The organism is Streptomyces asiaticus, from assembly GCF_018138715.1.
In the GTDB taxonomy this organism is placed as follows: domain Bacteria; phylum Actinomycetota; class Actinomycetes; order Streptomycetales; family Streptomycetaceae; genus Streptomyces; species Streptomyces asiaticus.
On the sequence record NZ_JAGSHX010000006.1, the window covers coordinates 1,118,359 to 1,145,229 of the forward strand.

Genomic DNA, 26,871 nt, shown 5'->3' on the forward strand with positions numbered 1-26,871 from the left:
CGCACCCACTTCGTCCAACCCCTTGCCGAAGTCTTCGTCTATGGCTAACGTCCCGCTGCACCAAGGAACGTGACGGAACCTGGCGGCGACGGAGACGAGGACGTCAAATGTCGAACATCAGCAGAGGCAGGGACTGGGACCGCCGCGGCGTGCTGCGCGCGATGGGCGGGGTGGCGGCCCTCGGCGGACTCGCCGCCTGCGGTTCGAACACCGGCCGCTCGGGCGGCGGCGGTGGGTCGATCAAGCAGATGTACCACGCCTATGGGGAGCAGGGCACGCAGCAGGCCGCGAAGAAGTTCGCCGACGCCTACGGCAAGGCCAAGGTCACCATCGAATGGGTGCCGGGCGAATACGAGTCGAAACTGGCGACCACCCTGCTGGGATCCGGGGCACCGGATGTCTTCGAATACCACCCCGATCTCCAGCTGGTGCGCTCCCGGCAGATCGTCCCCCTCGACGACATCATCGCCGATGTCAAGGACGACTTCCTGCCGGAGGACATCACGGCGAATTCCGTGGACGGGAAGATCTACGGCATCCGCATGATCGACGATCCGCAGTTCTTCTTCTACCGCAAGTCCCTCTTCGAGAAGGCCGGGGTCAAGCCTCCGGCCACCTTCGACGAGCTGATCGACGCCGCGCACAAACTCACCAGCGGAAAGGTCAAGGGCCTTTACATCGGCCAGAACCTCAAGACCATCAGCAAACCGCTGGTGTGGTCGACCGGCCCGCACTATCTGGACGCGGACCACAGAATCGCCTACCACACCGACAATCTCGTGGAGACCCTCACCAAGGCGCGGGAGCTCTACAAGAGCAAGTCACTGCTCCTGGGCGCCCCGACCGAGGTCTGGGACCCGGCCAGTTTCCTCCAGGGCCTGTGCGCCATCCAGTGGTGCGGCATATGGGCGATACCGGCGATCCAGAAGGCGTTCGGCGACGACTTCGGCATCTTCCCCTTCCCCAAGTCCGGCGCCAAGGGGCGCCAGGTGGTCTACAACGGCGGCTGGTCCACCTATGTGTCCGCCAAGGCCAAGGACGTCGACGCGGCCAAGGAATTCGTCAAGTGGCTGTGGATCGACCAGAAGAAATACCAGCAGGAATGGGCACTGGACTACGGATTCCACATTCCGGCGCGCAAGAGCATCGCCGCCGGGGCGGACAAGCTCAAGAGCGGGGTGGCGGCCGAGGCGGTCGAGCTGTTCAACACCCACGGCGTCTTCGACGATCCGTACTGGACCGAGGGGATGTTCAACATCCTGCTCGACGCGGTGGTCAATTCGGTGCGCGACAACAAGAGTCCCGAAGCCGAACTCGACAGCGCCGACAAGAAGATCGAGCGCGCGCTGAAGAAGCTCGGATAGGCCGGCGACCGGAACCGTCATGGCGACCACCACACCCACCCCCAGCGCCGCCAAGGGCCCAGCGCCCCGAGGAGCGGCCCCCGTCCGACGACGGCCGCGGGGTCTCGGCGGCTCCCGCGGCCGCGCCCTCAACTTCTGGCTCTTCACCGGCCCGTTCCTGATCGGGCTGATCGTCTTCGTCTATGTGCCGATCGGCTGGAGCCTCTGGCTGAGCCTGCACAACGCCCAGGGCACCGTCACCCCCACCGAGTTCGTCGGCCTCGGCAACTACGCCGATATGCTCGGCGACGGCGATTTCGTGGACAGTCTCGTCAACTTCACGATCTTCGCCGCGATCATCGTGCCGATCACCTACGCCCTCTCCCTCACCCTCGCGCTGCTGGTCCACCGCATCCGCTTCATGAAGGCGTTCTTCCGGTCGGTCTTCTTCCTCCCCACCGCGTGCAGCTTTGTCGTGGCCTCGCTGGTGTGGAAGATGTCGCTGTTCAACGGCTTGCGCTACGGGATGATGAACACCGTGCTGGGCTGGTTCGGCATCGACTCCATCGCCTGGCTCGCCTCCCCGCACCCGCCCTGGTACTGGCTGGTGATCTGCTCCGCCCGGCTGTGGCTGCAATGCGGCTTCTACATGATCCTCTTCCTGGCGGCGCTCCAGAACATCCCGCGTGAGCTGTACGAGGCGGCGGCGGTGGACGGCGCGAAACCGGGCTGGCAGACGTTCCGCCACATCACCCTGCCGCAGCTGCGCGCCACCTCGGTCGCGGTCGTCCTGCTGCTGCTCATCGCGGCGTACCAGGCGTTCGACGAGTTCTACAACATCCTCGACGAGGGCCGGGCCACCTGGGGCCGGCCGCCCCTGGTCGACCTCTATCTCCAGGCCCTCGGCGCCAACCAGGACTACGGCCACGCCAGCGCGGGCGCCCTGATCCTCGCCCTGCTGATCGCCCTGGTGACCCTGGTCCAGGGCCGGTTCCTCGGCTTCGGAAGGGGTGATGAGAAGTGACCGTCACGACGTCCGGGCCCGCGGGGGCCCGCAGGCGCACCCCGCGCTCGGTCATGGGCAACACCGGGCTGTATCTCGCCCTCGGCGTGGCGACGGTGCTGTTCCTGGTGCCCTTCTATCTGATCGTCCGCAACGCCCTGTCCACCGACGCGGACATCACCGGCGAGAGCTGGCGGTTCTTCCCCACCGATCTCCAGTGGGGGAACGTGAAGGAGCTGTTCGACGACCCCTCGGTGCCGTTCGCGAAGGCCCTGTGGAACTCCACGGTGGTGGCCGTGCTGCACACCCTGGGCACCCTGCTGGTCTGCTCCCTGGCCGGATACGGCCTGGCCCGCATCCCGTACGCCCATGCGAACAAGGTGCTGTACGCGGTGCTGTTCACCCTGATGGTTCCGGCGGCCGTGACCTTCGTACCGAGCTATGTGCTGGTGTCCTCGCTCGGCTGGGTCTCCTCGCTGCGCGGTCTGATCATCCCGGGGCTGTTCAGCGGGTTCACCGCGTTCCTCTTCCGCCAGTACTTCCTCGGCTTCCCCAAGGAGCTGGAGGAGGCGGCCCGGGTGGACGGGCTCGGCTACTGGGGCGCGTACTGGCGCATCGTGGTGCCGAATTCGCTCAACTTCTTCGCCGCGATCTCGGTCATCACCTTCATCAGCGGCTGGAACGCCTTCCTGTGGCCCCTGGTCATCGGCCAGGATCAGAGCTCGTGGACCGTGCAGGTCGCGCTGTCCTCCTATATGACCGCACAGACCATCAACATCCACCTGATCTTCATGGCAACGGCCGTATCGATCCTGCCACTTGTGCTGGTCTTCGTGTTCCTCCAGCGCTGGCTGGTGCAGGGTGTGGCACAGACCGGTATCAAGGGCTGACCGAGGAGAACGATGAGCTCCACGCAGCACACGACACTCCCCTACTACGAGGACGTCTCCCCCGGCGCGGGAGCGCTGCCTCCCCGCCCCTGGACCCCATCCTCCGACGCCGCACGGCTGAGCCTGAACGGGACGTGGTCGTTCCGGCTGTCGCCGACCGCCACCGCCGAGGACGACTCCTTCGCCCGCCCGGGCTACGACGCCCGCGGCTGGGACGAGCTCCCGGTGCCCGGCCACTGGGTGCTGCACGGCCACGGGGCACCGATCTACACCAATGTGCGCTACCCGTTCCCGGTGGATCCGCCGCGCGTGCCCGACGAGAACCCGACCGGCGACCATCTGCGCGTCTTCGACCTCCCCGGCGACTGGCCGGCCGGCGGGGACGCGGTCCTGCGCTTCGAGGGCGTCGAGTCCTGCGCCCGGGTCTGGCTCAACGGCGAGGAGCTGGGCACCTTCAAGGGCAGCCGGCTGCCGCACGAGTTCGCGGTCGGCGGTCTGCTCCAGCCGTCGGGCAACGTACTGGCCGTACGCGTCCACCAGTGGTCCTCCGGAACCTATCTCGAGGACCAGGACCAGTGGTGGCTGCCCGGGATCTTCCGTGAGGTGACGCTGGAGCACCGCCCCGAGGGCGCGCTCGACGACTACTTCGTCCACGCCTCGTACGACCACACCACCGGCGCGGGCACACTGCGGATCGACTCCGACCCCGGCGGCCGGGTCACCGTGCCCGAGCTGGGTCTCGACCTGGCCACCGGGGAGAGCGCCACCGTCCCCGTCGAGCCGTGGACGGCGGAGACGCCCCGGCTGTACGAGGCGCGGCTGACCACCGTGGGCGAGAGCGTCTCGCTGCGGGTGGGCTTCCGTACCGTGGTGGTCGAGGACGGGCTGCTCAAGGTCAACGGGCGGCGGGTGCTCTTCCGCGGCGTCAACCGGCATGAGTTCCACCCCGAGAACGGGCGGGCGGTGGACCTCGCGACCATGCGCCGCGATCTGGTGCTGATGAAGCAGCACAACATCAACGCCGTGCGCACCAGCCACTATCCGCCGCATCCGGCCTTCCTCGGGCTCTGCGACGAGCTGGGGCTGTGGGTCATCGACGAATGCGATCTGGAGACCCATGGCTTCGTCGACCTGGACTGGCGGAACAACCCGGTGGACGACGACCGCTGGACCCCGGCGCTGCTCGACCGCGCCGAGCGGATGGTCGAGCGCGACAAGAACCACCCGTCGGTGGTGATGTGGTCACTGGGCAACGAGTGCGGCACCGGGCGCGGGCTGTCCGCCATGGCCGACTGGATCCGGGAGCGCGACCCGTCCCGGGTGATCCACTACGAGGGCGATCTGTCCTGCGCCGACACGGACATCTACTCGCGGATGTACGCACCGCACGAGGAGGTCGACCAGATCGGCCGGCGCACCGAGCCGCCATGGGGCAATCCGGAGCTGGACGCGAAGCGCCGGGCGCTGCCGTTCATCGAGTGCGAGTACGCGCACGCCATGGGCAACGGTCCCGGCGGGCTGAGCGAGTACCAGCGGCTGTTCCAGGAGCATGAGCGCTGTCAGGGCGGTTTCGTCTGGGAGTGGATCGACCACGGCTTCACCCGGCGCGCCCCCGACGGCCGCTTCTACCACGTGTACGGCGGGGACTTCGGCGAGGAGCTGCACGACGGGAACTTCGTGTGCGACGGGCTGGTCTTCCCCGACCGCACCCCCTCCCCCGGTCTGATCGAGTACAAGAAGGTCATCGAGCCGGTGCGGATCGAGGGCGACGGGGCCGACGGCACGGTCCGGATCACCAACGGCCATGACTTCGCCGATCTGTCCCATCTCGTCTTCTCCTGGACCTATGAGGCCGCGGGCGAGGCGATCGGCTCGGGTGAGCTGGCGGCGCCGCCGCTGCCCCCGGGCGAGTCCGCCGTACTGAAGCTCCCGGCGCCGCCCGAGGCCGAGGCGGGCACGGAGACCTGGTGGACGGTCGAGGCGCGGCTCGCGGCCGCGACGGCGTGGGCCGAGGCGGGCCATCCGGTGGCCTGGGCCCAGTTCCCCGTCGCCACACGGGCCGGCACGCTCGCCTCGGGTGCGGCGCCGCGCCGCGACGGCGGCCGGCTCGTGCTCGGCCCCGGCGTCTTCGACACCGCCACCGGCGCCCTGACCTCGCTCGGCGGGCTCCGCCTCACCGAACCGCCCCGGCTGGACATCTGGCGCGCGCCCACCGACAACGACAACGGCGCGTCCTGGCAGCCGGACGAGCGCTGGGGCCTGATCTGGCGCCGGTTCGGACTGCACCGGATGCGGCACCGGACCGACGCGGTGGAGACGGAGCCGGACGGTGCGCTGACCGTCCGTACCCGCGTCGCGCCCGCCGCCGTGGACATCGGACTGGAGACGGTCTACCGCTGGACCGCCGACGGGGACGGACGGCTGAGCCTGGCGGTCTCCGTCACCCCGCTGGGCGAGTGGACCTTCCCGCTGCCGCGCCTGGGCCTGCGGCTCGGCGTCCCGGCCGCGCTTGGCGACGCCGAATGGTTCGGCGGCGGCCCCGGCGAGGCGTACCCGGACACCCGCGCCGCCGCGCGCGTGGGGCGGTGGGCGCTGTCGGTGGACGAGCTCCAGACGCCGTACGTCCGCCCGCAGGAGAACGGCGCCCGGATCGACGTCCGCTGGGTGCGGCTGACCGCGCCGGACGGATCGGGGGTGCGGATCGAGGGCGAGCCGGCCTTCTGGTTCACCGCGCGCCGCTGGACCACCGAGCAGCTCGACGCGGCCGAGCACACACCGGATCTCGAGCCGTCGCACGAGACGGTGTGGGTGAACCTGGACCACGGACAGCAGGGCATCGGCAGCCAGTCGTGCGGTCCGGGGGTGCTGGACGAGCACCGACTGGACGCGGCCCCCGCCGAGTTCTCCTTCACGTTCACACGGCTGGAATGACCGGTGGAGCCGTGGTTGCGTGGCATCGGTGGCACCCACGCCACGCAACCACGGCCCGGCGGGCCCGGCATCAGGCGGGCCCGGGGCAGGTGTCAGGCGTCAGGTGTCCAGGACGCGGTGCAGGAACTGCTGGGTGCGGGCCTCGGCCGGGCTGCCGAAGACCCGCTGGGGCGTGCCCTGTTCGAGTACGACACCGCCGTCCATGAAGACCACGCGGTCGGCGGTGTCGCGGGCGAACCGCATCTCGTGAGTGACGACCACCATGGTCATGCCCTCGTCGGCCAGGGACCGCATCACCCCAGTGACCTCGCCCACCAGCTCCGGGTCGAGGGCCGAGGTGGGTTCGTCGAAGAACATGATGGCGGGATCCATGGCCAGCGCGCGGGCGATCGCCACCCGCTGTTGCTGGCCACCGGACAGCTGGGCCGGGTAGGCGTCCGCCTTGTCGGCCAGCCCGACCCGGGCCAGCGCCTCCCGGCCCCGCTCGTCGGCCTCCTTACGGCTGGTCTTCCGCACCTTGCGCAGCGCGAGGGTCACATTGCCCAGCGCCGTGCGGTGCGGGAACAGGTTGAACTGCTGGAAGACCATGCCGACGTGGCCGAAGATCTCGGGTGCGCGCTTGCGGTCGTGCAGAGGCACACCGTTGACCCAGACCTCTCCGCGGTCGGCCCGTTCCAGGTCGCACATGATGCGCAGCAGAGTGCTCTTGCCGGAGCCGCTGGCTCCGATGAGCACCACGACCTCGCCCGCACCGACGTCGATGTCGACGCCCTTGAGGACCTCCAGATCGCCGAAGCGCTTGTGCACGCCTGACAGGGCGACTTGGGCGGTGGTGGCGGGGGTCCGCTCCATGGGGGACTTGGTGATCATCAGGCGGTCACGGCCTTTCTCTCCATGCGCCGGACGACGACCGACAGCGGGGAACAGATGACGAAGTACAGGACGGCGATGGCCAGGTACGCCATGCCCGGGTGGCCGTCCCGGTCCACGATGGCCTGGCCCTCGCGGAGGAGTTCGGCGTAGCCGATGACGACGGCGATCGAGGTGTCCTTGACGAGCGAGAGGTACTGCCCCACCAGCGGGGGCAGCACGATGGCCCGGGTCTGGGGCAGGATCACCGACCCAAAGGTCTGGATGCGGGTCAGGCCCAGGACCCGCGCCGCCTCCCACTGGCCGCGCGGGACGGCCTCGATGCCGGAGCGGAAGATCTCCGCGACGTAGGCGCCCTGGAAGAGGGTGAGCGCGAGAAGGGCGGCGCCGAAGACGGAGATGTTCCCGATGCCCAGGTAGGCGGCGCCGAAGTAGATGAAGAGCATCTGCACCAGCAGCGGGGTGCCCCGGAAGACCTCCAGGTAGCAGCGGGCGAGCTGGGCCAGGACCGGGATGCGGCTGGTGCGGATCGCCGCGATGACCAGGCCGAGCAGGGTGCAGGCGGCGATGGCCGCGACGGAGAGCTCGACGGTGGACCACAGCCCGGAGCCGTACAGATCCCGGTTGGACCACAGGACGGACCAGTCCATCACGCCTCCTTGCGGATCAGGACGAGGCGGCGGACCGCGGTCCGCAGGCCTGCCAGGACCGACTGACGGGCGCGGATCGGGCGCAGCGGCGGCTTGAAGGCCGCGCGGCCGATCAGCTCGGCCACCAGCACGACCAGGTTGGTGAGCACCAGGTAGAGCACGGCGGCGATGCCGAACACCTGGATGGTGAGCAGGTTGCGGGCGTTGATCACCATGGCGGTGCCGGTGAGTTCGGGGACGGAGATGGCCGACAGCAGCGACGAGCCCAGGATGATCTGGACGAGCTGGTTGATCACGGCCGGATAGACGTTGCGCAGCGCCTGCGGGAGCACGACGTGCAGGAAGGTCCGGAAGGGGCTGAGGGCCAGCACGCGGGAGGCCTCGCTCTGGCCGCGCGGGACGGCCTGGATGCCGGCCCGGAAAATCTCGGTGAGGTACGCGCCGACGTTGACGCCGAGCGCCGCGATGCCCGCCTGGACGGGGCTGAGCCGCAGCCCGGCCGAGGGCAGGGCGAAGTAGGCGACGAACATCTGGAGCAGCACCGGGGTGTTGCGGATGACCTCGACGTACACAGCGGCCGGGGCACGGACGAGGGCGTGGCGCGACCGGCGGGCCAGGGCGCCCAGCAGCCCGAGGGAACAGGCGAGGACGAAGGCGGCGAGGGACAGCTTCAGGGAGAGCCAGGCCGCTCCGAGGTAGGTGGGCCAGTCCTGGAGGGCGTAGGTCCAGTCGGCGAACATGGGGTTCCTCCACGGGGGGGCGGCGGCCGGGGGCCGCCGCCCGGCAGGGCTCAGTAGGACGGGTTGAGCGGGTAGACGGGCTTGACGCCGAACCACTTCTTGTAGAGGGCCGCGCTCTGGCCGGAGGTGTTGAACTCCCGCAGCCAGGTGTTGATCCACTGCGACCAGTCGGGGTCGCCCTGGCTCACCCCGATCGCGTTGTACTCCAGCGGTACGACCGATTCCTTGGTGACCTTGAGGGCGGGGTCGGCCTTGGCCTGGGAGTTGAGGAAGTTGGAGTCCTCGACCATGGCGTCGGCCTGGCCCTGCTTGACCGCGAGCACTGCCGCCGCCGAAGTGTCGTACTCCTGGATCTGCGCCTTCGGGTTGCCCTCCTGCACCGCGGCGCCGTTGGTGGAGCCCTTGGTGACCGCCACCTTCTTGCCCGAAAGATCCTTTATGCCGGATATGTCGCTGGACTTCTTCACCATCAGCACCTCGCCGGCGACGATGTACGGATCACTGAAGGCGACCTGCTTCGCACGCTCGGCCGTGGTGGTGAAGTTGCAGATCACGGCGTCCACCTTGTGCGTGCGCAGATTGGGGATGCGGTTGGCGGAGGTGGTGTCGACGATCTTCGCCTTGACGCCCAGCGCCTTGGCCATGGCCTTGGCGACATCGACGTCGAAGCCCTGGGGCTTGTTGGCCTTGTCCGTCGAACCGAAGGGCGGGAACGTCAGACAGCTGGCCACCCGCAGCGTGCCGCTGCGGGTCACCTTCTGGAGGGTGGAGTTCTGCGCCCGGGTGGCCGAGCTCTGGCTGGAGGAGCAGGCGGCGAGCAGGGAGGTGGCGGCGAGAGCGCTCACGGAGATCGCGGCCATTTTGCGGGCATGAAGGCGTCGTCGTCCCACGGCGGGACTCCAATCGGGGGGTGAAAAGAGCGGGACAGATCATCGAGGCCGCGATCGGCGATGACCGTCGGGCTCTGGGGATTCTGCAATGCAGAATCGAATTCCGTAATGGGTGCGCACAAGCTAACCGAGCCGGTCAAGGCCGTCAATGGTTGATTTCGAATTCCGGCATCCGATGCTGCTATGCAAAATTATCGAGGTCGGCTACCGTCCCGGCATGACTTCTCGGCCGGACACCCCTCACGGCGGCCAGGACGACCGGCCCGCCGGGTCCGGACCTGGGCGCAACACCTCGTCGTCGCTGCGCCGCGCCCTGTCCATCGTGATGTTCCTGGCCGAGGACGGCGGGCATCCGCGTGGGCCGACCCTCACCGACCTGGCGAAGGGCCTGGGCCTGAGCAAGAGCACCGTCCTGCGGCTGCTGGCACCGCTGCGGGAAGTGCGCCTGGTGGATCAGGACGCCGAGAACGGGCGCTATCGACTGGGCCCCCAGAATGCCTTCCTCGGCCAAGTCTATTTGGAGCGGCTGGACTTCCGTGAAGCCGCTGCCCCGCATCTGCACGAACTCGTCGAAAGCATAGGCGAGACGGTCCACTTGGTGGTCTTCGATCCACCGGAGATCGTTTATATCGACAAGGTCGAAAGCCCTCAGCCGGTGCGCATGCATTCACGCATCGGCAGCCGCCAGCCCGCGTATTGCACCGCCGTCGGCAAGGCGTTCCTCGCCCACTCCTCCGACGCCGTGGTGGAACAGGTGATGGCGCGGGGCATGCCACCCCGCACCCCGGCCACCATCACCACCGCCGAGCGACTGCACGCCGAACTGACGGCCGTCCGGGAGCGGGGGTACGCGATCGACGACGTGGAGAACGAGGAGGAGATCCGCTGCGTCGCCGCGCCGGTCTTCGACCACAGCGGGGCGGTCGCCACGGCGATCAGCGTCTCCGGGCCCGCCTCCCGCGTCACCCGGGGCCGCGTCGCCGAGATCGGGGAGCTCCTCCTCGCCTCCACCAAGACCCTGTCCGGGCGTCTGGGCGGGACGTTGCCGCCCGCCCCCGCCTCATAGCGTGACGTTTATCGTCAACCGGCGTTCCCGGCCAGACCACCGACGGTGACCGCGCGGCGGCCCACCCGTGCCCGCCGCACCTCGCCGTCCCACCAGGTGACCGTCACCAGATGGGTCCCGTCGTCCGCCGGGCCCGCCGCCGCCCGGACCAGGTCGGCCAGCGGGGGCGCGTCGGGGTCGGCCGTGAGGCGGGCGAGGCAGAGGAAGAGGTCGCCACCGGCGCGGCCCGTCGTCTCACCGGCCAGCGCGGGGGAGACGGCGCGCCGGGCGAAGGCCGTGGGGGCGGCGGGCAGGGCGCCGTCCTTCATCAGGCCGTGGAGCGGCAGCAGTTCGGACCGCAGTCTCTCCTCCTCCGCCGGGGGATCCGGGACCGCCCAGCCGGTCTGGCGGACGGCCCGGCCCGGCGCGGCGCCGGTCACCAGGTGGATCCGGACCTCCACGGCGCCGCGCACCAGCACCAGCGAGGTGACGTCCACCTCCTCGCCCTCCTCGCCCTCCTCCCCCGCCGACCGCGCCCGATGGCGCGAGGCGGCCCAGCCGTCGCCCGCGCCCAGCGGCTCAAGCGCCGTGCGCAGGGACATCCGGCCGCTCCCGTGGACCAGGCCGAAGTGGTTGTCGGGGGCGACGCCGTACGGGAAGGGGCCGGTGGCCGTGGAGTAGGCGAGGCGGGCGTAGTGGGGGTCGTCCTGGTCGGGGTCGCCGGGCGGCGGGAGGTGTTCGCTGCCGTGGTTGTGCAGCCGGACCAGCCCGTCGCCCGCGGTGGACTGGAGCAGCCAGTTGGGGCCCGGGACGGCGCGCGTCACATCCGCGCGCTCGGCGGGCCCCGACTCCTCGCGCGCCGTCCAGACCTCGTGGTCTGCCGGGAGCAGCAGGCCGAGGAAGCCCTTGGCGGCCCAGTACGGGGAGGCGGGGCCGGAGTACGGCTGGAGGACGCCGTCGTACGGGCCGTACCAGCCGAGCGGGAGCAGCCCGCGGTCCGTGGCCGCACCCCGGTCGAGGAAGTGGCGCAGGGCGCCGGAGGCGAGGCGGCGGGTGGTCCCGGGGTCAAGCGGGGTGTGGCCGGTGAGGGCGCCCAGCCACAGGGGGGCGGCGGCGGCGAAGCGGTACGTCAGGGAGCGGCCCTGGTGCAGCGGGGCGCCGTCGGCGCCGAAGAGGTGGGCGTAGTCGGCGAGATGGGTGGCCAGCCGGTGCCCGTAGCGGGTGAGCCGCTCGGCGTCCTGGGACAGCCATGCCTCGAGCGCCGGATACAGGTGGAGGGCCCAGCCGTTGTAGTAGTCGAAGGCGCGGCCCGCGCCGTCGCTGTACCAGCCGTCGCCGGTGTACCAGGGCTCGATGCGGTCCAGCCCGCGGGCCACGGCGGCGCGGGCGGCCTCCGGCTCGATGCCCGCCTCGGCGAGGAAGCCGCCGACGGCGACGGGGAACAGCTCCCAGTTGCTGGGCACGGGTTCGGCGGTGAGCGCGTCCAGCAGCCAGGCCGCCACCCGCTCCCGGACGCCCTCGTCGAGCCGGTCCCACAGCCAGGGGCGGGTGAGCCGCAGCCCGAGTGCGATGGAGGCCGATTCGACGAGCGGCTGGCTTCGGTCGGTGATCCGGGGCCAGTCCTCGGGCCCTTCGCCGCCGGGGTGTGCGGTGCCGAGGTGTGCGGTGCCGAGGTGTGCGGTGCAGAGGTGTGCGGTGCAGAGGTGTGCGGTGCCGGTGGCGAGCCCGTCCGCGTACCGCTCCAGCAGCCCGCCGGGGTCGGCGCCGCGCGCGCCCGCGACACGGAAGGCGGCCAGCAGAAACGTCCGTGCGAACCCTTCCAGACCGTCGGAGCGGGGACCGGACCAGCTCGGGCGGCCGCCCGGGAGCGGGTAGAGGGCGCCGCCGGGGGTCGCGTACGGGGCGACGGCGGCGAGCAGACCGTCGGCGGCGGCCTCCCAGTGGGCACGGGTCCAGCCGGTGCGGGGGCTGAGGTCGCGGTCCTCCGGGGGCAGCGCCAGGTGCGGCGCGCGGTGCGCTGCGAGGCCGGTCATCGGAGCACCCCGGCGGGGACGAGGTGCTGGGCGCGCAACTCGCCGATGGGCCCGGGGGTCCCGGCCCAGGCCCGGGCGCCCGGCAGGGCGGCGAGGCAGGCGGTGGCGGCCAGCAGTGCGGTACCGGCGCGTCTCATGGAGGCTCCTCGGCTCGGCTCAGTTCGGCGATGGAGGTTCGGCGAAGGAGGTTCGCCGATGGCGGGGAAGCTACGGTCGGCCGCCTGACCATACGCCGCGTCGGCAAGCGCTTGCCAGAGGGCGCAAACGTCAGCGGGGGCCGCCCAAGAGGCAGCCCCCGCAAGTGTTTTCCGCCGGACGCGGACGGTCGTACGGGACTTACCCGTTCCGCGCCTTCAGGGCATCGAGTGCCCGGTCCGCGTGCACGCCCATCCGGAACTCGCTCTTGACGATCTCCAGCACCTTGCGATCGGTGTCGATCACAAAGGTGACCCGCTTGGTCGGCGCCGCCGCGATTCCGCGCTTCACCCCGAACCGCTCCCGCACGGTCCCCTCCGGATCCGACAGCAGCGGATAGCCGAAGGAGTACGCATGGGCGAACTCCGCCTGCTTCTCCACCGAATCGGCGCTGACCCCGACCGGCTGGGCGCCGAGCTCCTTGAACTCCGCCGCGATGTCCCGGAAGTGACACGCCTGTTTGGTACAGCCGGGGCTGAAGGCCGCCGGATAGAAGAACAGCACCACCGGGCCGTCCGCCAGCAGCCCGCTGAGCGAACGGACGGTGCCGCTCTCATCCGGCAGTTCGAAGTCCTCCACCACATCACCGATGTCCATGAGGGCACGCTACCGGCCGCGCGCCCGGCGGGGCGTCAGCAGCGCAGCGGAGCGTCAGCAGCGCAACCGGGCGGTGTGGCCGTCGATGCGCAGGATGCACTCGGTGAACAGCGCCATCGATGGACTGTCGTCCGTGGGGACCAGCCGCAGCCCGAGGTCCATGATGGACCGGATGATCTGGGCGGTACGGCTTCCGTCGGGATCCTGTCCGCGCAGCGCGGACCACGCCTCGAACTGCGCCCGGACCGTTTCCCACGCCGGGCCCGGCGTGAAGTGACACAGAAAAACCGGCTGGTCGACCCCGTACTGGCGTAACTCGCCGACTGCGGCCTCACCTTGCATAAGCCACCATGTGGCAGTCATCTCGTCCCCAACTCCGTACACGGGAGTGGATACCCATCATACGGGTGCGGAGGTCCCAACGAGGACCGACTCCACATCAGGGGCCCATCCCAGCAGCCGCTCGTCCGCTCCCGGCCGGGCCACGCACTGAACGCCCAGCGGCAGCGAGTTGGCCGCCCGGCCCGCGGGCAGCGCCAGAGCGGGGGCTCCCGCGTAGCTCCAGGGGAGGCTCATCACGGAGTTGCCGGTGCTCTCCAGGCCGTACGGGGCGGGGCCGGTGGCCGCCGGGGTGATCCACAGATCGATGCCGTCCCGGTCCATGGCGGCCACCAGCCGCTCGCGGAAGCCGGCACGGGCGCGCAGGGCCGCGGCGTACGCGTCGTGGCTCATCCGCTGCCCCTCCCGGATCGCCTCGACGGTCTGCTCGCGGTACCGCTCGCCATGGCGCGGGAACCATACGGCGTGGGACCGCGCCAGCTCATAACGGTTGATCACCCGCTGCTCCGCCACGACCCGTTCGAAGTCGTCCGGGAAGGGCACCCGGCGGACCGTGAACCCGGCGGCCGCCAGATGTCCGGCCCACTCCGCGAAGGATTTCCTGGCCTCGGCGTCGGCGCGGTCGAGGTACGGCCCGAGCGGAACGCCGAGCACCGGCCGCCGCCCCGCCGCCGCCTCCCCGCCCTCGCCGGACGGCCGCCATCCGTCGCACAGCACGGCCGCCGCCGGGGCCAGGGTCGCCACGTCGGCGGCGAAGAGGCCCACGGTGTCGAAGGTCGGCGCGTTGGGGATCACACCGTCGGAGGGGATGCGCCCGTGGGTCGGCTTGAAGCCGAGGACCCCGCAGTAGGCCGCCGGGCGGATCATCGAACCGATCGTCTGGGTCCCGACGGCCAGCGGCACCATCCCCGCCGCCACGGCCGCCGCCGAACCACTGCTGGAGCCGCCCGGGGTGTGGCCGAGATGGTGCGGATTGCGGGTGGGCCCGGGAGCGGTCACGGCGAACTCGGCGGTCACGGTCTTGCCCGCCACCAACGCCCCCGCCTCCCGCAGCCGTCCGACGAGCGACGCCTCCGCCCCGGCCAGCACCTCGGCGGGAACGTCCGACCCGGCACCCGTGGGCACCCCCTCGACATGCACGATGTCCTTCACGCCCACCATGACCCCGTACAGCGGCGGCCGCCCGTCCACATCCCCCCACCGCTCATCCGCCACCCGCGCCGCACGCGCCAACCGCTCCCGCCGCCCGGGCTCGGGCACAAAGGCCAGGATCTCCCCGTCCTCAGCCTCGATCCGGTCACAGGTCCGCATGGCCGCGACGGCGCAAGAGGTCTCCATGAACCGAGGCTACGCGGCGCACCGCGCTCCCGTACGGCCCGGCGAACCGGTCCGGTCGGCATGGCCCCGGCCCGAGCCGGCCTGTAGTGCGCTGGCACCAGGACACCTGAGTGGCTGGTCCGGGCGCACCAGGGGAAGACGGCGGCGGGAGACGATGCCCGGCGGGGCGCCGGAGGGAAGTGTTGGAGGCGCGTGAATCCCCGCGCGTTCCCCTTGCCCAGCGGTGTCTGGAGTGATCAACAGGTGGCGACATTTCTTTACCGGATCGGACGGTGGGCCTTCCGGCGGCGTCGGCTCGTCGGGGGTCTGTGGCTGGGCGTCCTGGTGCTGGCCATCGCCGCGGCCGCCATGGCGCCGGAGGGGAAGGAAGAGGACCTCTCCATGCCCGGCACCGAGTCGCAGAAGGCGTTCGACCTGCTGGACGAGCGCTTCCCCCAGAGCAACTCCCAGGCCGCCGAGGCCCGTTTGGTGTTCCGGGCCCCGGACGGGCAGCGGATGACGGCCAGGGAGAACAAGGCGGCCGTCGAGGACGCGCTCGGCTCGCTGGAGGGGGGCGATCAGGTCGCGTCGGTCGCCGACCCTTATGAGGACGACGCCGTCAGCGAGGACGGCACCATCGCCTACTCCACGATCACCTACACCGCGGGCGCCGTCGATCTGACCGAGTCGACGAAGAGCGCCCTCGAGGACGCCGCGAGCCAGGCCCGGGGCGCCGGGCTGACCGTGGAGATCGGCGGCTCGGCCCTGGACGCGGAAGAGGAGCCGGGCGGTACGACGGAGATCATCGGCGTGGCGGTGGCCGCGGTGGTGCTGGTCCTCGCCCTCGGGTCGCTGGCCGCGGCCGGATTGTCGCTGCTGACCGCCTTCGTGGGCGTGGCCATCGCCTTCGGCCTGGTCTCCGCGCTGGCCGTGCCGCTGGGCCTGACGTCCACCGTCGCCATCCTGGCGCTGATGCTGGGGCTGGCGGTCGGCGTCGACTACGCGCTCTTCATCACCTCCCGCTACCGCGACGAGCGCGCCCGGGGCAGCGAGCCGGAGGAGGCCGCCGGCCGGGCGGTGGGCACGGCCGGATCCGCCGTCGTCTTCGCCGGCGCGACCGTCTTCATCGCCCTGGTCGGCCTTGGGGTCGTCGGAATCCCCGAACTCACCAAGATGGGCATGGGCGGCGCGGGCGCCGTGGCCCTCGCCGTACTCGTCGCGCTGACCCTGGTCCCGGCGCTGTTCGGCTTCTTCGGCCGCCGGGTACTGTCCCGCGCCGTCCGCAAGGCACCCGCGTATCGCGGGTCGGGAAGCGAGCGCCCGCACCGGCAGCCCATCGCGGCAACCCCGGCGAAGGGCCTGGGCACCCGCTGGGCGCGGTTCGTGCTGCGCCGGCCGGTGGCCGTGCTGTTGACCGCAGGACTCGGCCTCGGCGCCGTCGCCCTGCCGGCGCTGAGCCTCGAACTCGGGCTGCCCGGGGACGAGTCCAAGTCGGTGGAGACCACCCAGCGCCGCGCCTACGACCTGCTGTCGGAAGGCTTCGGCCCCGGCTTCAACGGCCCGTTGACCGTGGTGGTGGACACCTCGGAGTCCGGGAACACCCAGGCCACCACGAACCTGGTCGTCAAGACCGTACGGGGAGTGGACGGGGTCGCGTCGGTCGGTGATCCGGTTCTCAGCCGTACCAAGGACACGGCCGTCCTCACCGCCGTCCCGCGGACCGCGCCGAACAGCGGCGAGACCAAGGACCTGGTGCACGCGATCCGGGGCGCGGTCTCCGGTGTCGAGGCCGACACGGGCGCCGCCATCCTGGTGACCGGAACCACCGCGATGAACATCGACATCTCCGAAGCCATGTCCGACGCCCTCGTCCCCTATCTGACCGTGGTCATCGGCCTGGCGGTGCTCCTGCTGATGGTGGTCTTCCGCTCGGTCCTGGTCCCGGTCAAGGCCGCGCTCGGCTTCCTGCTGTCGGTGGGTGCCGCCTTCGGCGTGCTCGTCGCCGTCTTCCAGTGGGGCTGGGCGGCGGACCTGATCGGCATCGAGCAGACCGGACCGGTCATGTCGCTGATGCCGATTCTCATCATCGGCATCGTGTTCGGCCTCGCCATGGATTACGAGGTCTTCCTCTTCACCCGGGTGCGGGAGGCCCACGTCCATGGCGCGTCCCCCGGCGAGGCGGTGGTCAGCGGTTTCCGGCACAGCGGACGTGTGGTGGCCGCGGCGGCGATCATCATGATCAGCGTGTTCGCCGGATTCATCGGGATGAGCAGCCCGACCATCCAGACGATGGGCGTCGGCCTGGCCGCCGCCGTCGCCTTCGACGCCTTCGTGGTCCGGATGGCGATCGCACCCGCGGTCCTTGCGCTGCTCGGCCACCGGGCCTGGTGGCTGCCTCGTATCCTGAACCGTGTGCTGCCGAACGTGGACATCGAGGGCGAGAAACTGAGCAGGCATGCCCCGGCCTCCATGACCGCGCCGGACACGGCGGTGCCGCGGCTCCCCGTCGGCCGGGACTGAGCCGGCCATGACGAACTCGGGTGGCGGTGGCCCGCGGCCACGGGGCACCTGGTGGCGGGAGGGCGCGCTCACGGCGACGGCGTTCGCGCTCTGTCTGCTCGGCGGCGTGGTGCAGGAGGACGGCCGCACACTGTCATGGCCGCCCGCCGCCGCCTACTTCATCGCCGTGGTGTCCTGTGCCGTGCTGCCGGTGCGGCACCGGGCGCCGCTGGCCGCCATGGCGGCCACGACCGCGGCCGGGGTGCTGGTGCCGTTCCTGGGCGTTCTGCTGAGCCCGCTCATCGTGGCACCCGCCGTGATCACCGCCTACTCGCTCACCGCGCGCACCGAACGGCACGCGGTGAGCGCGGTGTCGCTCACCTCCGTGGCGCTGCTGGTCGCCTCCACCCCCTTGTTCGGGGCCCTCTCGTGGAAGGACGCGAGCAGGGTGGGGGCGGTGGCGGCGTTCCCGCTGGTGGCCGGCGTGCTCGGACACTCGACGCAGAACCGGCGGGCCTACCTGGCGGCCGTGGAGGAGCGGGCCCGGCGGGCCGAGAAGACCCGGGACAGCGAGGCGCGCCGGAGAGTGGCCGAGGAACGGGTGCGCATCGCCCGGGAACTGCACGACCTCGTGGCCCATCAGATCACCCTGGCCAACGCGCAGGCCTCGGTCGCCGCCCATCTCTTCGACACCCGCCCGGAGCAGACCCGCAAGAGCCTGAAGGAGCTCGTCGAGACCACCGGCGACGCGCTCGACGAACTGCGGGCCACGGTCGGTCTGCTGCGTCAGTCCGGGGACGCGGCCGCGCCCGACGAACCGGCGCCCGGGCTGTCCCGGCTTCCCACGCTCCTCGAGTCCTTCCGCCGCGCGGGTCTGGAGGTTTCGGTGCACCAGGAGGGCACGGCCAGGCCGCTGCCGCCGGGGGTGGACCTCACCGCCTACCGCATCGTCCAGGAGGCCCTGACCAACGTGACCAAGCACGCCGGTACCGGTAGCGCCCGGGTGCGCCTGGTCTGGAACCGCGATCGCGTGACCATCACCGTCGCCGACGACGGAGGGGGCGCCCGTACGGCGCCGACCGCGGCCACGGGGCCCAGTGCGGTCACGGGACCGCGTACGGCCACGGGGCGGAGTACGGCCACGGGGCGGAGTACGGCCACGGGACCGCGTACGGCCACGGGGCCGGACCGTCCGCCCGGTTACGGTCTGATCGGGATGCGGGAACGTGCCACCGCGGTCGGGGGACACCTCTCCGCGGGCAGGCGCCCGGAGGGTGGCTTCCTCGTCTCCACCCAGCTGCCCCTCCCGCCCGCCAAGGACACGGTGCGGCGGACCGACGGAGCAACGCCCCTCGAGGACCGGATGGCTGACGGGGCGACAGACGGCGGTCGGACGGGCGGCGGAGAGGCCGGGGATGCGCCATGACGCTGCGGGTGCTGCTCGCCGACGATCAGGCCCTGCTCCGCGGTGCCTTCCGGTTGCTTCTCGACAGTGCCGACGACATCACCGTGGTCGGCGAGGCCGCCGACGGCAGGGAGGCGGTGAGACTCACCCGGGAGCTGCGCCCGGACGTGGTGATCATGGACATCCGGATGCCCGAGGTGGACGGTCTCACCGCCACGTCGGAGATCTGCGCGGACCCGGAACTGCGGGCCAGCCGCATCCTGATCCTCACCACGTACGAGACCGACGAGTACGTCGCCCAGGCGCTGCGCGCGGGGGCCGGAGGCTTCATCGGCAAGGGCATCGGGGCGGAGGACCTGCTGGACGCCGTGCGTACGATCGCCGGCGGCGACACTCTTCTGTCCCCCGCCGCCACCCGCTCCCTGGTCGCCCGTTTCCTGGCCACACCGGACCACACCCCGCGGCACCGCCCCGAACAGCTCGCCGTGCTCACCCCGCGTGAACGCGAGATGGTCGCCCTGGTCGCGACCGGCCTGTCCAACCAGGAGATCGCCGAGCGGATGTTCCTCAGCCCCTTCACCGTCCGCGCCCATGTGCAGCGCGCCATGACGAAGCTGGAGGCCCGCGACCGGGCGCAACTCGTCGTCATCGCCTACCAGACGGGCCTGGTCCGCGCCGCCCCCGAGGGCGGCACGGACCGCCTGTCGTAGTCGAGTCACGGCATCGGGGCGAACTCGGGCAGCGTAAGGGCCGAGTGGGCCGGTCGTGGCGTCGCGGAGGGCAAGGTGACGAGGCCACGCAGCATGGTGTTGCGTTGCTCCAGGGCCCGCGCCGTGGTGGGGAAGAGCCTGGCCCCACCGTTGTCGACCAGTGCCTGGTTCATGGCGACGAACTCACGGACGTCGCGTTCGTAGGCGGCGAAGGCCGCGGTGTGGTCCCGGTTGGTGGCCAGGGCGTTGGCGAGCACATAGGCACCGACCAGCGCGAGGCTCGAGCCTTGTCCGGTGAGGAACGAGGGTGCGTACGCGGCGTCGCCGACGAGCGCCACGCGGCCGCTGGACCAGTGGGGCATGCGGATCTGGCCGGCCGTGTCGAAGAACAGGTCATCCGCGTCGCGCATGGCGCCGACCATGCCGGGGACCTCCCATCCCGCGCCCGCGAAGACCGCGGCGACCAGGTCCCGCTGGGCCTCGGGGTTCCGGAGGGCGTCGATCGGCGGTTCCGGTTGGTGGAAGGTCAGGAAGGCGTGCAGCTCGTCGTCGTCCCCGACGGCGTAGAGGGCCGCGGCTCTCCCCGGGGTGTTCCACATCATGACCTCACGGGAGAGCCCGAAGGTGTTCGGCATGGTGAAGATGGCGAAGCAGTAGCCGAGGTAGCGGTGGAACCGCTCTTCGGGGCCGAACACGGACTCCCGGGTCTGTGAGTGCATGCCGTCGGCGCCGACCACCAGGTCGAACGTGCGCCGTCGCCCACTGTGGAACGTGACGTCGACCCCGTGTCCGGACTGGTCGAGGGTGTCGATGGAGTCGTCGAACAGGAACTCCACGTCGTCGCGGACGCTTCCGTACAGGGCCGTGGCCAGATCGCCACGACGCACCTCCAGGTCCTGTCCCTCGACACCGCCTGCGACGGCCGACGGGCTGAGCGAGGCCACTTCGCTGCCATCGGCGTCGAGGAAGGTGCAGCGACGCGAGTCGACGTGCGCGTCCCGCAGCCGCGGCAGTATCCCCATCCGCCGGACCACCTCTGTCGCGGTACCGCGGATGTCGATGGGGTAACCACCGTCGCGCAGCGCGCCTGCCTTCTCCACCACCGTGACCGCGAATCCGGACCGGTGCAGCCAGTACGCCAGCGCGGGTCCGGAGATACTGGCCCCGGAGATCAGAACTTCGCCGGTAGGTGTCATGCCTGAGCTTCCTTCTTCGTGATACGGACGACGAGCAGGGACAGTGCGGCAACGAGGCCGGCGACGGCGAACCCTGTGACGAAGGCCGATTCGGCAGGCAGGCCCGTCTTCGGGTCGGCCCCGGCGTCGAGGATCGCGGCGGCGATCTGGACGCCCAGGGCGATGCCGATCACGCGTGTCACCACGAGCACGCTGGTGGCGATGCCGGTGTCCTTGGTCTCGACGGCGCCGGCGGCGCTGGTGAGCAACGCCGTGGTACCCGCGCCCGCGGCCATCGCGGCCAGCGCCTTCGCGAGGACGAGCTGCCATTCCGCGGTGTGCAGCGACACCAGGGCGACCATCGTGGCCGCCGTGACGACGGCGCCCACGATGACCACGGCACGCAGCCCGAAACGCCGTGCCGTGATCCCGCCGACGGAATCGCTCACCGCCCCGGCGATGGCGCCGGGGAGAAGGAACAGTCCGATGTCGGTGGTGTCGGCTCCGAAGCCGTACCCGTCGCCCTCCACCCCGAACAGCTGCGGGAGCAGAAAGCTCACCATTCCGAAACTGGTGGTGATGACGATGGTGAGCATGCACGCGTGCCACATCGCGGGCTTCGCCAGCATGCGGAGATCGACCATCGGCGAGGCGGCCCGGCGCTCGACGACGACCCATCCGGTCGCGAGGGCCGCCACGGCCACCGCGAGGGCGCCGACCGCGAGTGGCGGCAGGCCGTCGTCGCCGGTCACCCGCACGAGCCCGAGCATGAACGCGAGCAACGTACCGCTCAGCAGAACCACGCCCGGCCAGTCGAACCTGTACTCCGATTCGATCGGCGGATCATGCGGCATCAACCGGGCCACGACCAACGTCATCGCGATGATCACGATCGTCGGCAGCGCGAACATCCAATGCCAGGAGAGTCCTTCCGCGATCGGCCCGGCGGTCAGCGTTCCCACCATGCCGCCACCCGTGAACAGCGCCATGACCAGCCCCATCCCCAGCTGTGACTCGCCTGCCGGGAGGTGTTTGCGCACCAGGATGAAGGAAAGGGGCAGCGCACCCACCATGGCGCCCTGCAATACCTGACCGAGCAACAACACCGGCAGATTCGGCGCCAGACCGGCCAGCAGACCACCGGCCGAGACCACCGCCATCAGCCGGACCAGCACCCGCTTTCCGCCGTAGCGGTCGCCGAGTTTGCCTGCGACGGGTGCGATGGCGGCGCCGGTGATGAGCACCGCGTTGGAGACCAGCGCCCCTTCGCCGGAGCTGACTCCCAGCTCACGTTGGAGCAGTGGGAGCGCGGGATCCACCACGGTCTGAAGGGTGCCGAGGGCGAGTGCCAAGATGCCGAGGGCACCGATCGACAGCCTCCCGACGCGGACCGGGGACGGGGATGGGGACGGGGACGGGGACGGGGAAACCACAGCTTGGGACATAGCGTCCCTTTCATCGTTGGTTGCGGGTTCATCGTTGGTCGCGAGCAGGTGCGTGAACCTGCTTGATGTGTGCGCGATGCGCGAGATTCGCGCGCCTCCAACACTTCCCTCCGGCGCCCCGCCGGGCATCGTCCCCCGCCGCCGTCTTCCCCTGGTGCGCCCGGACCAGCCACCCAGGTGTCCTGGTGCCTGCGCACTACAGGCCGCCCCGAGCCGGCCGGCCGGAGGGTGTGTTTGCCACGGGAGGGAGAGACCGCGAGGTGATCGGGCCGCTGCTGAACGGGGACGGGCCCGGTGGTGTGGTCGTGCGGCGCGGCGGGGTGCTCGCCCGCTGGGGCGATCCGGGCCGGGTGGAGATGGCCTTCAGCGCGACCAAGAGCGTGCCGGCCCTCGTCGCGGGCATCGCCTTCGACGACGGACTGCTGCGGCTGGACGAACCCGATTGCGGCTCCGTGGAGCACGGCTACGACAACGCGTTCGCGGACATCGGCGGCGTCCGCGTTCCCGTGGTGTCCGGTGGCGCCCACCGGGGCGGCGGGCTGCGGATCAGCGCGCTCGACCTGGCCCGTATCGGCCGGCTCTGCCTGAGCGGTGGGGAGTGGGCCGGGCGCCGGATCGTGTCACGGTGCTGGATCGAGGCATTGTGGACACCGTGTGCCGTCAAGCCGGAGTACGGGCTGACGTGGTGGCTCAACGACGGCCGCGTGGTGTGGCCACAGGCCCCGTCGACCGGGCGCTGCGCCCGGGGCAACGGCGGCAATCACCTCTTGTGGGTGGACCCGGCCCGTGATCTCACCCTCGTCTCACGCTGGGGTGCCGATGTGGAAGCCCTCGTCGCGGCGGTCTCGGAGGCGGTCCGCCCCTGCTGATGACACCGGCGAGCACACCGCTCAGCGGGCTTCCACATCGGCCGTGGGCGTCAGCTGCCGCCCGTCACCTTGACGTAGTCGACGACCAGCTGCTGCGGGAAGGAGGTGTTGCCGTCCGGGTCACCGGGCCAGTCACCGCCGACGGCCAGGTTGAGGATGATGTAGAAGGGGTGGTCGAAGACCCAGCGGTTGCCGTTGAGGTCCGAGGGCGTGCGGGTCTGGTAGACGTTGCCGTCGACGGACCAGGTGATCTTGTTCGGCGACCAGTCGATGGCGAAGGTGTGGAAGTCGTCGGAGAACTTGCCGCCATTGGGCAGGGTGTAGCCGGCGCCGATGCCGCCCGAGCCGGAGTAGCCGGGGCCGTGGATGGTGCCGTGGACGGTGCTGGGCTCGAAGCCCACGTTCTCCATGATGTCTATCTCGCCGCAGTTGGGCCAGCCCGCGCTGCCGATGTCGCTGCCGAGCATCCAGAAGGCGGGCCACATGCCCTGGCCCTGCGGCAGCTTCATCCGGGCCTCGACATGGCCGGAGGCCGTGGTGAACTTCTGGGAGGTGTTGAGGCGGGCGGAGGTGTACTCACATTGGCCGTACCAGCAGTTGTAGTTGGCCGGGTTCTCCTTGCGGGCGGTGATGACGAGGTTGCCGTTGCCGTCCAGCGCCGCGTTCTTGTTGCCGTCGGTGTAGAACTGCCGCTCGTGGTTGTTGACGTTGTCACCGGTCTCCAGGCCCCACTTGGAGCCGTCGACCGCGCTGCCCGCCGCGCCGTCGAAGTTGTCGGTGAACTCGGCCGCGGCGGCTTTGGTATGGGGGGTGTCCGTGGTGGCCGTGGCCGGTGCGGTGAGCCAGGGAGTGGCGGCGAGCGCGGTCGCGGAGAGCAGACCGATCACGGTGTTGCGCAGCGTACTTCTCATGGAACGGTGGTGCCTTCCTGTGTGGGGGAGGGGACCGGTGGGTGCCGGTCCGGTGGGGGAAGGTGTGTGTCCGGCGGTGGGGGGCCGGGGTCCGCGGGCGCTACGACACGGGCATACGCGTGGTGGGGGCCACGCGCGTCGGCGCTCCTCGCGGGGTGGTGGCTGGGCGACAGACGGGAGGGGGGCGCGTCGGCGCTCCTTGAGGGGCGGTGGCCGGGCGACAGATGGGAGGAGGGCGCGTCAGCGCTCCTTGAGGGGTGGTGGCCGGGTGGCGGGCGGGACGGTGCGCGCCCTCGGTCAGGAAGTGGCGGACGGGCAGGGCGGCGGCGCCGAGCGCCACGGCGTGGGGGCCGAGCCCGCACAGCCCGATGTCGGTCTGCGCGTAGGGTCTGCGCAGCGCTTGCGCGGCCACCGTCTCGCGGATCCGCGGCAGCATACGGGCGCCGAACATCAGCCCGGCCCAGCCGCCGAGGATGATCCGCTGGGGGTTGAAGAGATTGACGAGATTGGCGATTCCGGCGGCCAAGTACACCGCCGCCTCCTCCAGGACGCGCTGTGCGGCCGACGAGGTGTCGGCGGCCGCGAGCAGCGCGGCGAACGCGGACTCGTCGTCGGCGCCGGGGGTGACACGGCCGCGCCGGGCCCGGCGGTAGCGCTCCAGGACCGCCTCGGCCCCGACGTACGCCTCCAGGCAGCCGCGCGCGCCGCACCGGCAGCGGCGGCCCCCGGCCTGGACGGTGGTGTGGCCCCACTCGCCCGCGCTGTCGGTGGCGCCCCGGTAGGGGGAGCCGTGGGTGATGACGCTCGCGGAGACGCCGGAGCCGATGAGCGCGACGACGCCGTGCTGGACGCCACGGCCCGCGCCGAACCACATCTCGGCCCGGCCCAGGGCCTCCGCGCCGTTGTCGATGTGCAGGGGCAGCGCGGTGCCGGTGCGCAGCATCCGTTCCAGGGGGACGCCGTCCCAGCCGGTGGCCGAAACGCCGACGCCGACGCCCAGGATGTGCCCGTGGGGGATCCCGGCTTCCTCGATGACGGCGTCCAGGAAGGTCAGGATGTGGCGGACGGCGGTCTCGGCGCCGTGCTCAGGGGAGGGACCGGAGGGTAACGGGTGGACGGCTCCGGCCCGTTGGGTGAGGGCGAGGTCGAACAGCCCGACCCGGACCCGGGCATCGGCGACCTCGACGCCGATGACGTACCGGTGCCCGGCGGCCGGCCGCAGCCGGTGGGATTCCGCCTCTTCCGTGACGACGCCTTCGGCGATCAGTTCGCCGATCACCGCGCTCACGGTGGTGGCGCCGAGCCCCGTACGGTTGATGAGCTCCTGGCGGCTGAGCGGAGCGTGCAGATACAGCGTCCACAGCAGCGAGGAGCGGCCGCCGTGCCGCGGATCGCGCACGGTGGTGCGCAGCGAGGGCTGGGCTGTCCGCGCCTTGGCCGTCATCGGTCACCTCCGGGGAGACACAATGTCCAGCCCTGTTCAATGCATGTCAATAGGTCTGGACCTTCTTGCATCAAAGAATTTGAGGCGGCGTCCGACCCAACTCGCCCTGAACCGACAGAAGTCGAACCCTCAGCGCGCTCCACCGGTGGCGAGGAAGTGCGCCAGCGGCAGTGTGGCCGCGCCCAACGCCACGGCATCGGGCCCCAGTTCGGCCAGCCCGATCTCGGTCTGGGCGTACGGCCTGCGCAGTGCGTAGGAGGCGGTGGCGGCCCGGATCCTGGGGAGGACGCGGCCGCCGAGGAGCAGTCCGGCCCAGCCACCGAGGATGATCCGCTCGGGGTTGAAGAGGTTGATCAGATCGGCGATGCCCGCACCGAGGTAGGCGGCGGTCTCCTCCAGCACCTCGCGCGCCCGCGCCTCGCTCCCGGCGGCCCCTACGATCGCGGCGAACGCGGCCTGCTGGTCCTCACCGGCACCGTCCGCGCCGCCCACATCGCCCTCAGCGGCACCGTCCAAGCCGCCCACACCGCCCTCAGCGGCACCGTCCAAGCCGCCCTCACCGCCACCGACCGCACCGTCCGCGCCGTCCACACCGGCTCCGCGCGCCCCGTGCCCGTAGCGGTCGAGCACCGCCTGCGCCCCGACGTACGCCTCCAGACAGCCGACCGCACCGCATCGGCACGCGCGCCCGCCGACCTGGACGACCGTGTGCCCCCACTCCCCCGCGCTGCTGGTCGCACCCCGGTACGGCACCCCGGCGGTCACGATGGCCGCGCCGACGCCGGAACCGATCAGCGCGATCACCGCGTTGTCCGCGCCGCGCCCCGCCCCGAACCACATCTCGGCCTGCCCCTGCGCGGTGGCGCCGTTGTCGATGAACAGCGGCAACTGGGTGCCGGTGCGCAGCAGCCGCTCCAGCGGCACCGCGTCCCGCCCGGCGGTCGGGCCGTGGACGAGGATCTCGTCCCCCTGTTCGACGACGCCGGGGACGCCGACCCCGACGCCGATGACGGCCTCCGGCGAGGCGCCGCTCTTGTCGACGACCGCGTTCAGGCCGGTCAGGATGTGGCCGACGACCGGCTCCGGATCCCGCTCCAGCCCTCCGGGCGTCAGCGGATGCTCCCAGCGGGCCAGTTCGGTCAGCGCGAGGTCGAACAGCTCGACGCGGACATGGGTCTCGCCGACGTCGACCCCGATGAGATGGCCGCCGCCCGGCGTGACCCGCAGCAGTGTGCGGGGGCGGCCGCCGTCGGACTCGACGGACCCGGCCTCCTCCACCAGTTCGTCGGCGAGCAGCTCGCCGACGACATTGCTGACCGAACCGGAGCTGAGCCCGGTGAGCGTCCCCAGTTCCTGACGGCTCACCGGGCCCCGGAAGTACAGCTGGCGCAGCAGCGTCGAACGGTTGCCGCGCCGCAGGTCGCGGACGGTCCGTCGGTTCATCTGACCCATCGGGCTCCTTCCCCCCTGCCCGAACCTACCGGACGCGGCCGCTCTTGACGCCGACTGGTTTCATCGCTTAACTCACGGCCTGAATGAAGTCTCGCGCTTCACTTTTTGAACGGTCAAG

General features: G+C 71.0%; 23 protein-coding genes. 9 read left to right on the forward strand and 14 right to left on the reverse strand.

Annotated elements, in window-relative coordinates; translation table 11 throughout:
• The first annotated feature begins 107 nt into the window (after positions 1-107).
• The 4 genes from KHP12_RS12310 to KHP12_RS12325 are packed head-to-tail and all read left to right on the forward strand — an operon-like array spanning position 108 to position 6,167.
• Positions 108-1,364 carry an ABC transporter substrate-binding protein gene (locus KHP12_RS12310; RefSeq protein ID WP_086880883.1) on the forward strand — a complete coding sequence of 419 codons (1,257 nt, stop codon included), beginning with the start codon at positions 108-110 and terminating at the stop codon, positions 1,362-1,364.
• A 19-nt stretch (positions 1,365-1,383) separates the two neighbouring features.
• Positions 1,384-2,367, forward strand: coding sequence for a carbohydrate ABC transporter permease (locus tag KHP12_RS12315; RefSeq protein ID WP_086880882.1), 984 nt, complete (start codon positions 1,384-1,386; stop codon positions 2,365-2,367).
• A gap of 53 nt (positions 2,368-2,420) precedes the next feature.
• Positions 2,421-3,236 (forward strand): carbohydrate ABC transporter permease, encoded by an 816-nt coding sequence (locus KHP12_RS12320; RefSeq protein ID WP_107471705.1) that lies wholly within the window; start codon positions 2,421-2,423, stop codon positions 3,234-3,236.
• Between the two features lie 12 nt (positions 3,237-3,248).
• Positions 3,249-6,167: a glycoside hydrolase family 2 TIM barrel-domain containing protein gene (locus KHP12_RS12325; protein ID WP_086880880.1), complete on the forward strand. Its 2,919-nt coding sequence runs from the start codon at positions 3,249-3,251 to the stop codon at positions 6,165-6,167.
• A gap of 99 nt (positions 6,168-6,266) precedes the next feature.
• On the opposite strand, the gene KHP12_RS12330 is transcribed toward KHP12_RS12325, so the two are convergent.
• From KHP12_RS12330 to KHP12_RS12345, 4 genes are read right to left on the reverse strand one after another with little or no spacing between them, the layout of a single operon-like run.
• A complete protein-coding gene (locus KHP12_RS12330) occupies positions 6,267-7,037 on the reverse strand; it encodes an amino acid ABC transporter ATP-binding protein (RefSeq protein ID WP_276328623.1) in 771 nt (256 codons plus the stop codon).
• Complete coding sequence (locus tag KHP12_RS12335; protein ID WP_037965080.1) at positions 7,037-7,687, reverse strand: amino acid ABC transporter permease; 651 nt, start codon at positions 7,685-7,687, stop codon at positions 7,037-7,039. Before KHP12_RS12335 ends, KHP12_RS12330 begins: the two co-directional genes overlap by 1 nt.
• Positions 7,687-8,427, reverse strand: a complete 741-nt coding sequence (locus KHP12_RS12340) for an amino acid ABC transporter permease (protein WP_037965082.1) — start codon at positions 8,425-8,427, stop codon at positions 7,687-7,689. Before KHP12_RS12340 ends, KHP12_RS12335 begins: the two co-directional genes overlap by 1 nt.
• Before the next feature lie 50 nt (positions 8,428-8,477).
• The gene (locus KHP12_RS12345) at positions 8,478-9,287 is read right to left on the reverse strand and encodes an ABC transporter substrate-binding protein (RefSeq protein ID WP_086885656.1); all 810 of its coding nucleotides are present in this window, start codon (positions 9,285-9,287) and stop codon (positions 8,478-8,480) included.
• 247 nt (positions 9,288-9,534) lie between these two features.
• Here KHP12_RS12345 and KHP12_RS12350 point away from each other — a divergent pair, with 247 nt between their 5' ends.
• Positions 9,535-10,383, forward strand: coding sequence for an IclR family transcriptional regulator (locus tag KHP12_RS12350; RefSeq protein WP_244203365.1), 849 nt, complete (start codon positions 9,535-9,537; stop codon positions 10,381-10,383).
• Between the two features lie 14 nt (positions 10,384-10,397).
• On the opposite strand, the gene KHP12_RS12355 is transcribed toward KHP12_RS12350, so the two are convergent.
• The 5 genes from KHP12_RS12355 to KHP12_RS12375 form a co-directional block, all read right to left on the reverse strand.
• Complete coding sequence (locus tag KHP12_RS12355; RefSeq protein ID WP_211832941.1) at positions 10,398-12,395, reverse strand: DUF2264 domain-containing protein; 1,998 nt, start codon at positions 12,393-12,395, stop codon at positions 10,398-10,400.
• Positions 12,392-12,532: a hypothetical protein gene (locus KHP12_RS12360; protein WP_167442762.1), complete on the reverse strand. Its 141-nt coding sequence runs from the start codon at positions 12,530-12,532 to the stop codon at positions 12,392-12,394. The genes KHP12_RS12355 and KHP12_RS12360 overlap by 4 nt, the downstream gene beginning before the upstream one ends.
• Before the next feature lie 199 nt (positions 12,533-12,731).
• Positions 12,732-13,187: a peroxiredoxin gene (locus KHP12_RS12365; RefSeq protein ID WP_086885658.1), complete on the reverse strand. Its 456-nt coding sequence runs from the start codon at positions 13,185-13,187 to the stop codon at positions 12,732-12,734.
• 54 nt (positions 13,188-13,241) lie between these two features.
• Positions 13,242-13,550 carry a hypothetical protein gene (locus KHP12_RS12370; protein WP_086885659.1) on the reverse strand — a complete coding sequence of 103 codons (309 nt, stop codon included), beginning with the start codon at positions 13,548-13,550 and terminating at the stop codon, positions 13,242-13,244.
• Positions 13,551-13,586: 36 nt separating this feature from the next.
• On the reverse strand, positions 13,587-14,864 hold the full coding sequence (locus KHP12_RS12375; protein ID WP_210610224.1) for an amidase: 1,278 nt from the start codon (positions 14,862-14,864) through the stop codon (positions 13,587-13,589).
• Between the two features lie 243 nt (positions 14,865-15,107).
• Between KHP12_RS12375 and KHP12_RS12380 the strand changes: the two genes are divergently transcribed.
• From KHP12_RS12380 to KHP12_RS12390, 3 genes are read left to right on the forward strand one after another with little or no spacing between them, the layout of a single operon-like run.
• Positions 15,108-17,363, forward strand: a complete 2,256-nt coding sequence (locus KHP12_RS12380) for an MMPL family transporter (RefSeq protein WP_211832942.1) — start codon at positions 15,108-15,110, stop codon at positions 17,361-17,363.
• A 7-nt stretch (positions 17,364-17,370) separates the two neighbouring features.
• Positions 17,371-18,768 carry a sensor histidine kinase gene (locus tag KHP12_RS12385; protein WP_211832943.1) on the forward strand — a complete coding sequence of 466 codons (1,398 nt, stop codon included), beginning with the start codon at positions 17,371-17,373 and terminating at the stop codon, positions 18,766-18,768.
• Positions 18,765-19,457, forward strand: coding sequence for a response regulator transcription factor (locus tag KHP12_RS12390; protein WP_086882870.1), 693 nt, complete (start codon positions 18,765-18,767; stop codon positions 19,455-19,457). Before KHP12_RS12385 ends, KHP12_RS12390 begins: the two co-directional genes overlap by 4 nt.
• A 5-nt stretch (positions 19,458-19,462) precedes the next feature.
• On the opposite strand, the gene KHP12_RS12395 is transcribed toward KHP12_RS12390, so the two are convergent.
• Entirely contained in the window at positions 19,463-20,653 is a 1,191-nt protein-coding gene (locus tag KHP12_RS12395; protein ID WP_086882869.1) for an FAD-dependent monooxygenase, read from the reverse strand.
• Positions 20,650-22,077 (reverse strand): MFS transporter, encoded by a 1,428-nt coding sequence (locus KHP12_RS12400; RefSeq protein ID WP_086882868.1) that lies wholly within the window; start codon positions 22,075-22,077, stop codon positions 20,650-20,652. The genes KHP12_RS12395 and KHP12_RS12400 overlap by 4 nt, the downstream gene beginning before the upstream one ends.
• Positions 22,078-22,337: 260 nt before the next feature.
• Between KHP12_RS12400 and KHP12_RS12405 the strand changes: the two genes are divergently transcribed.
• Positions 22,338-22,946 carry a serine hydrolase domain-containing protein gene (locus KHP12_RS12405; protein WP_246648526.1) on the forward strand — a complete coding sequence of 203 codons (609 nt, stop codon included), beginning with the start codon at positions 22,338-22,340 and terminating at the stop codon, positions 22,944-22,946.
• A gap of 50 nt (positions 22,947-22,996) precedes the next feature.
• Here the strand turns inward: KHP12_RS12405 and KHP12_RS12410 are convergent, their stop codons facing one another.
• The 3 genes from KHP12_RS12410 to KHP12_RS12420 form a co-directional block, all read right to left on the reverse strand.
• A complete protein-coding gene (locus tag KHP12_RS12410; RefSeq protein WP_210610222.1) occupies positions 22,997-23,857 on the reverse strand; it encodes a glycoside hydrolase family 16 protein in 861 nt (286 codons plus the stop codon).
• Between the two features lie 100 nt (positions 23,858-23,957).
• Positions 23,958-25,301, reverse strand: a complete 1,344-nt coding sequence (locus KHP12_RS12415; RefSeq protein ID WP_211832944.1) for an ROK family transcriptional regulator — start codon at positions 25,299-25,301, stop codon at positions 23,958-23,960.
• Positions 25,302-25,430: 129 nt separating this feature from the next.
• Positions 25,431-26,753: an ROK family transcriptional regulator gene (locus KHP12_RS12420; protein WP_086884479.1), complete on the reverse strand. Its 1,323-nt coding sequence runs from the start codon at positions 26,751-26,753 to the stop codon at positions 25,431-25,433.
• Positions 26,754-26,871: the final 118 nt, after the last annotated feature.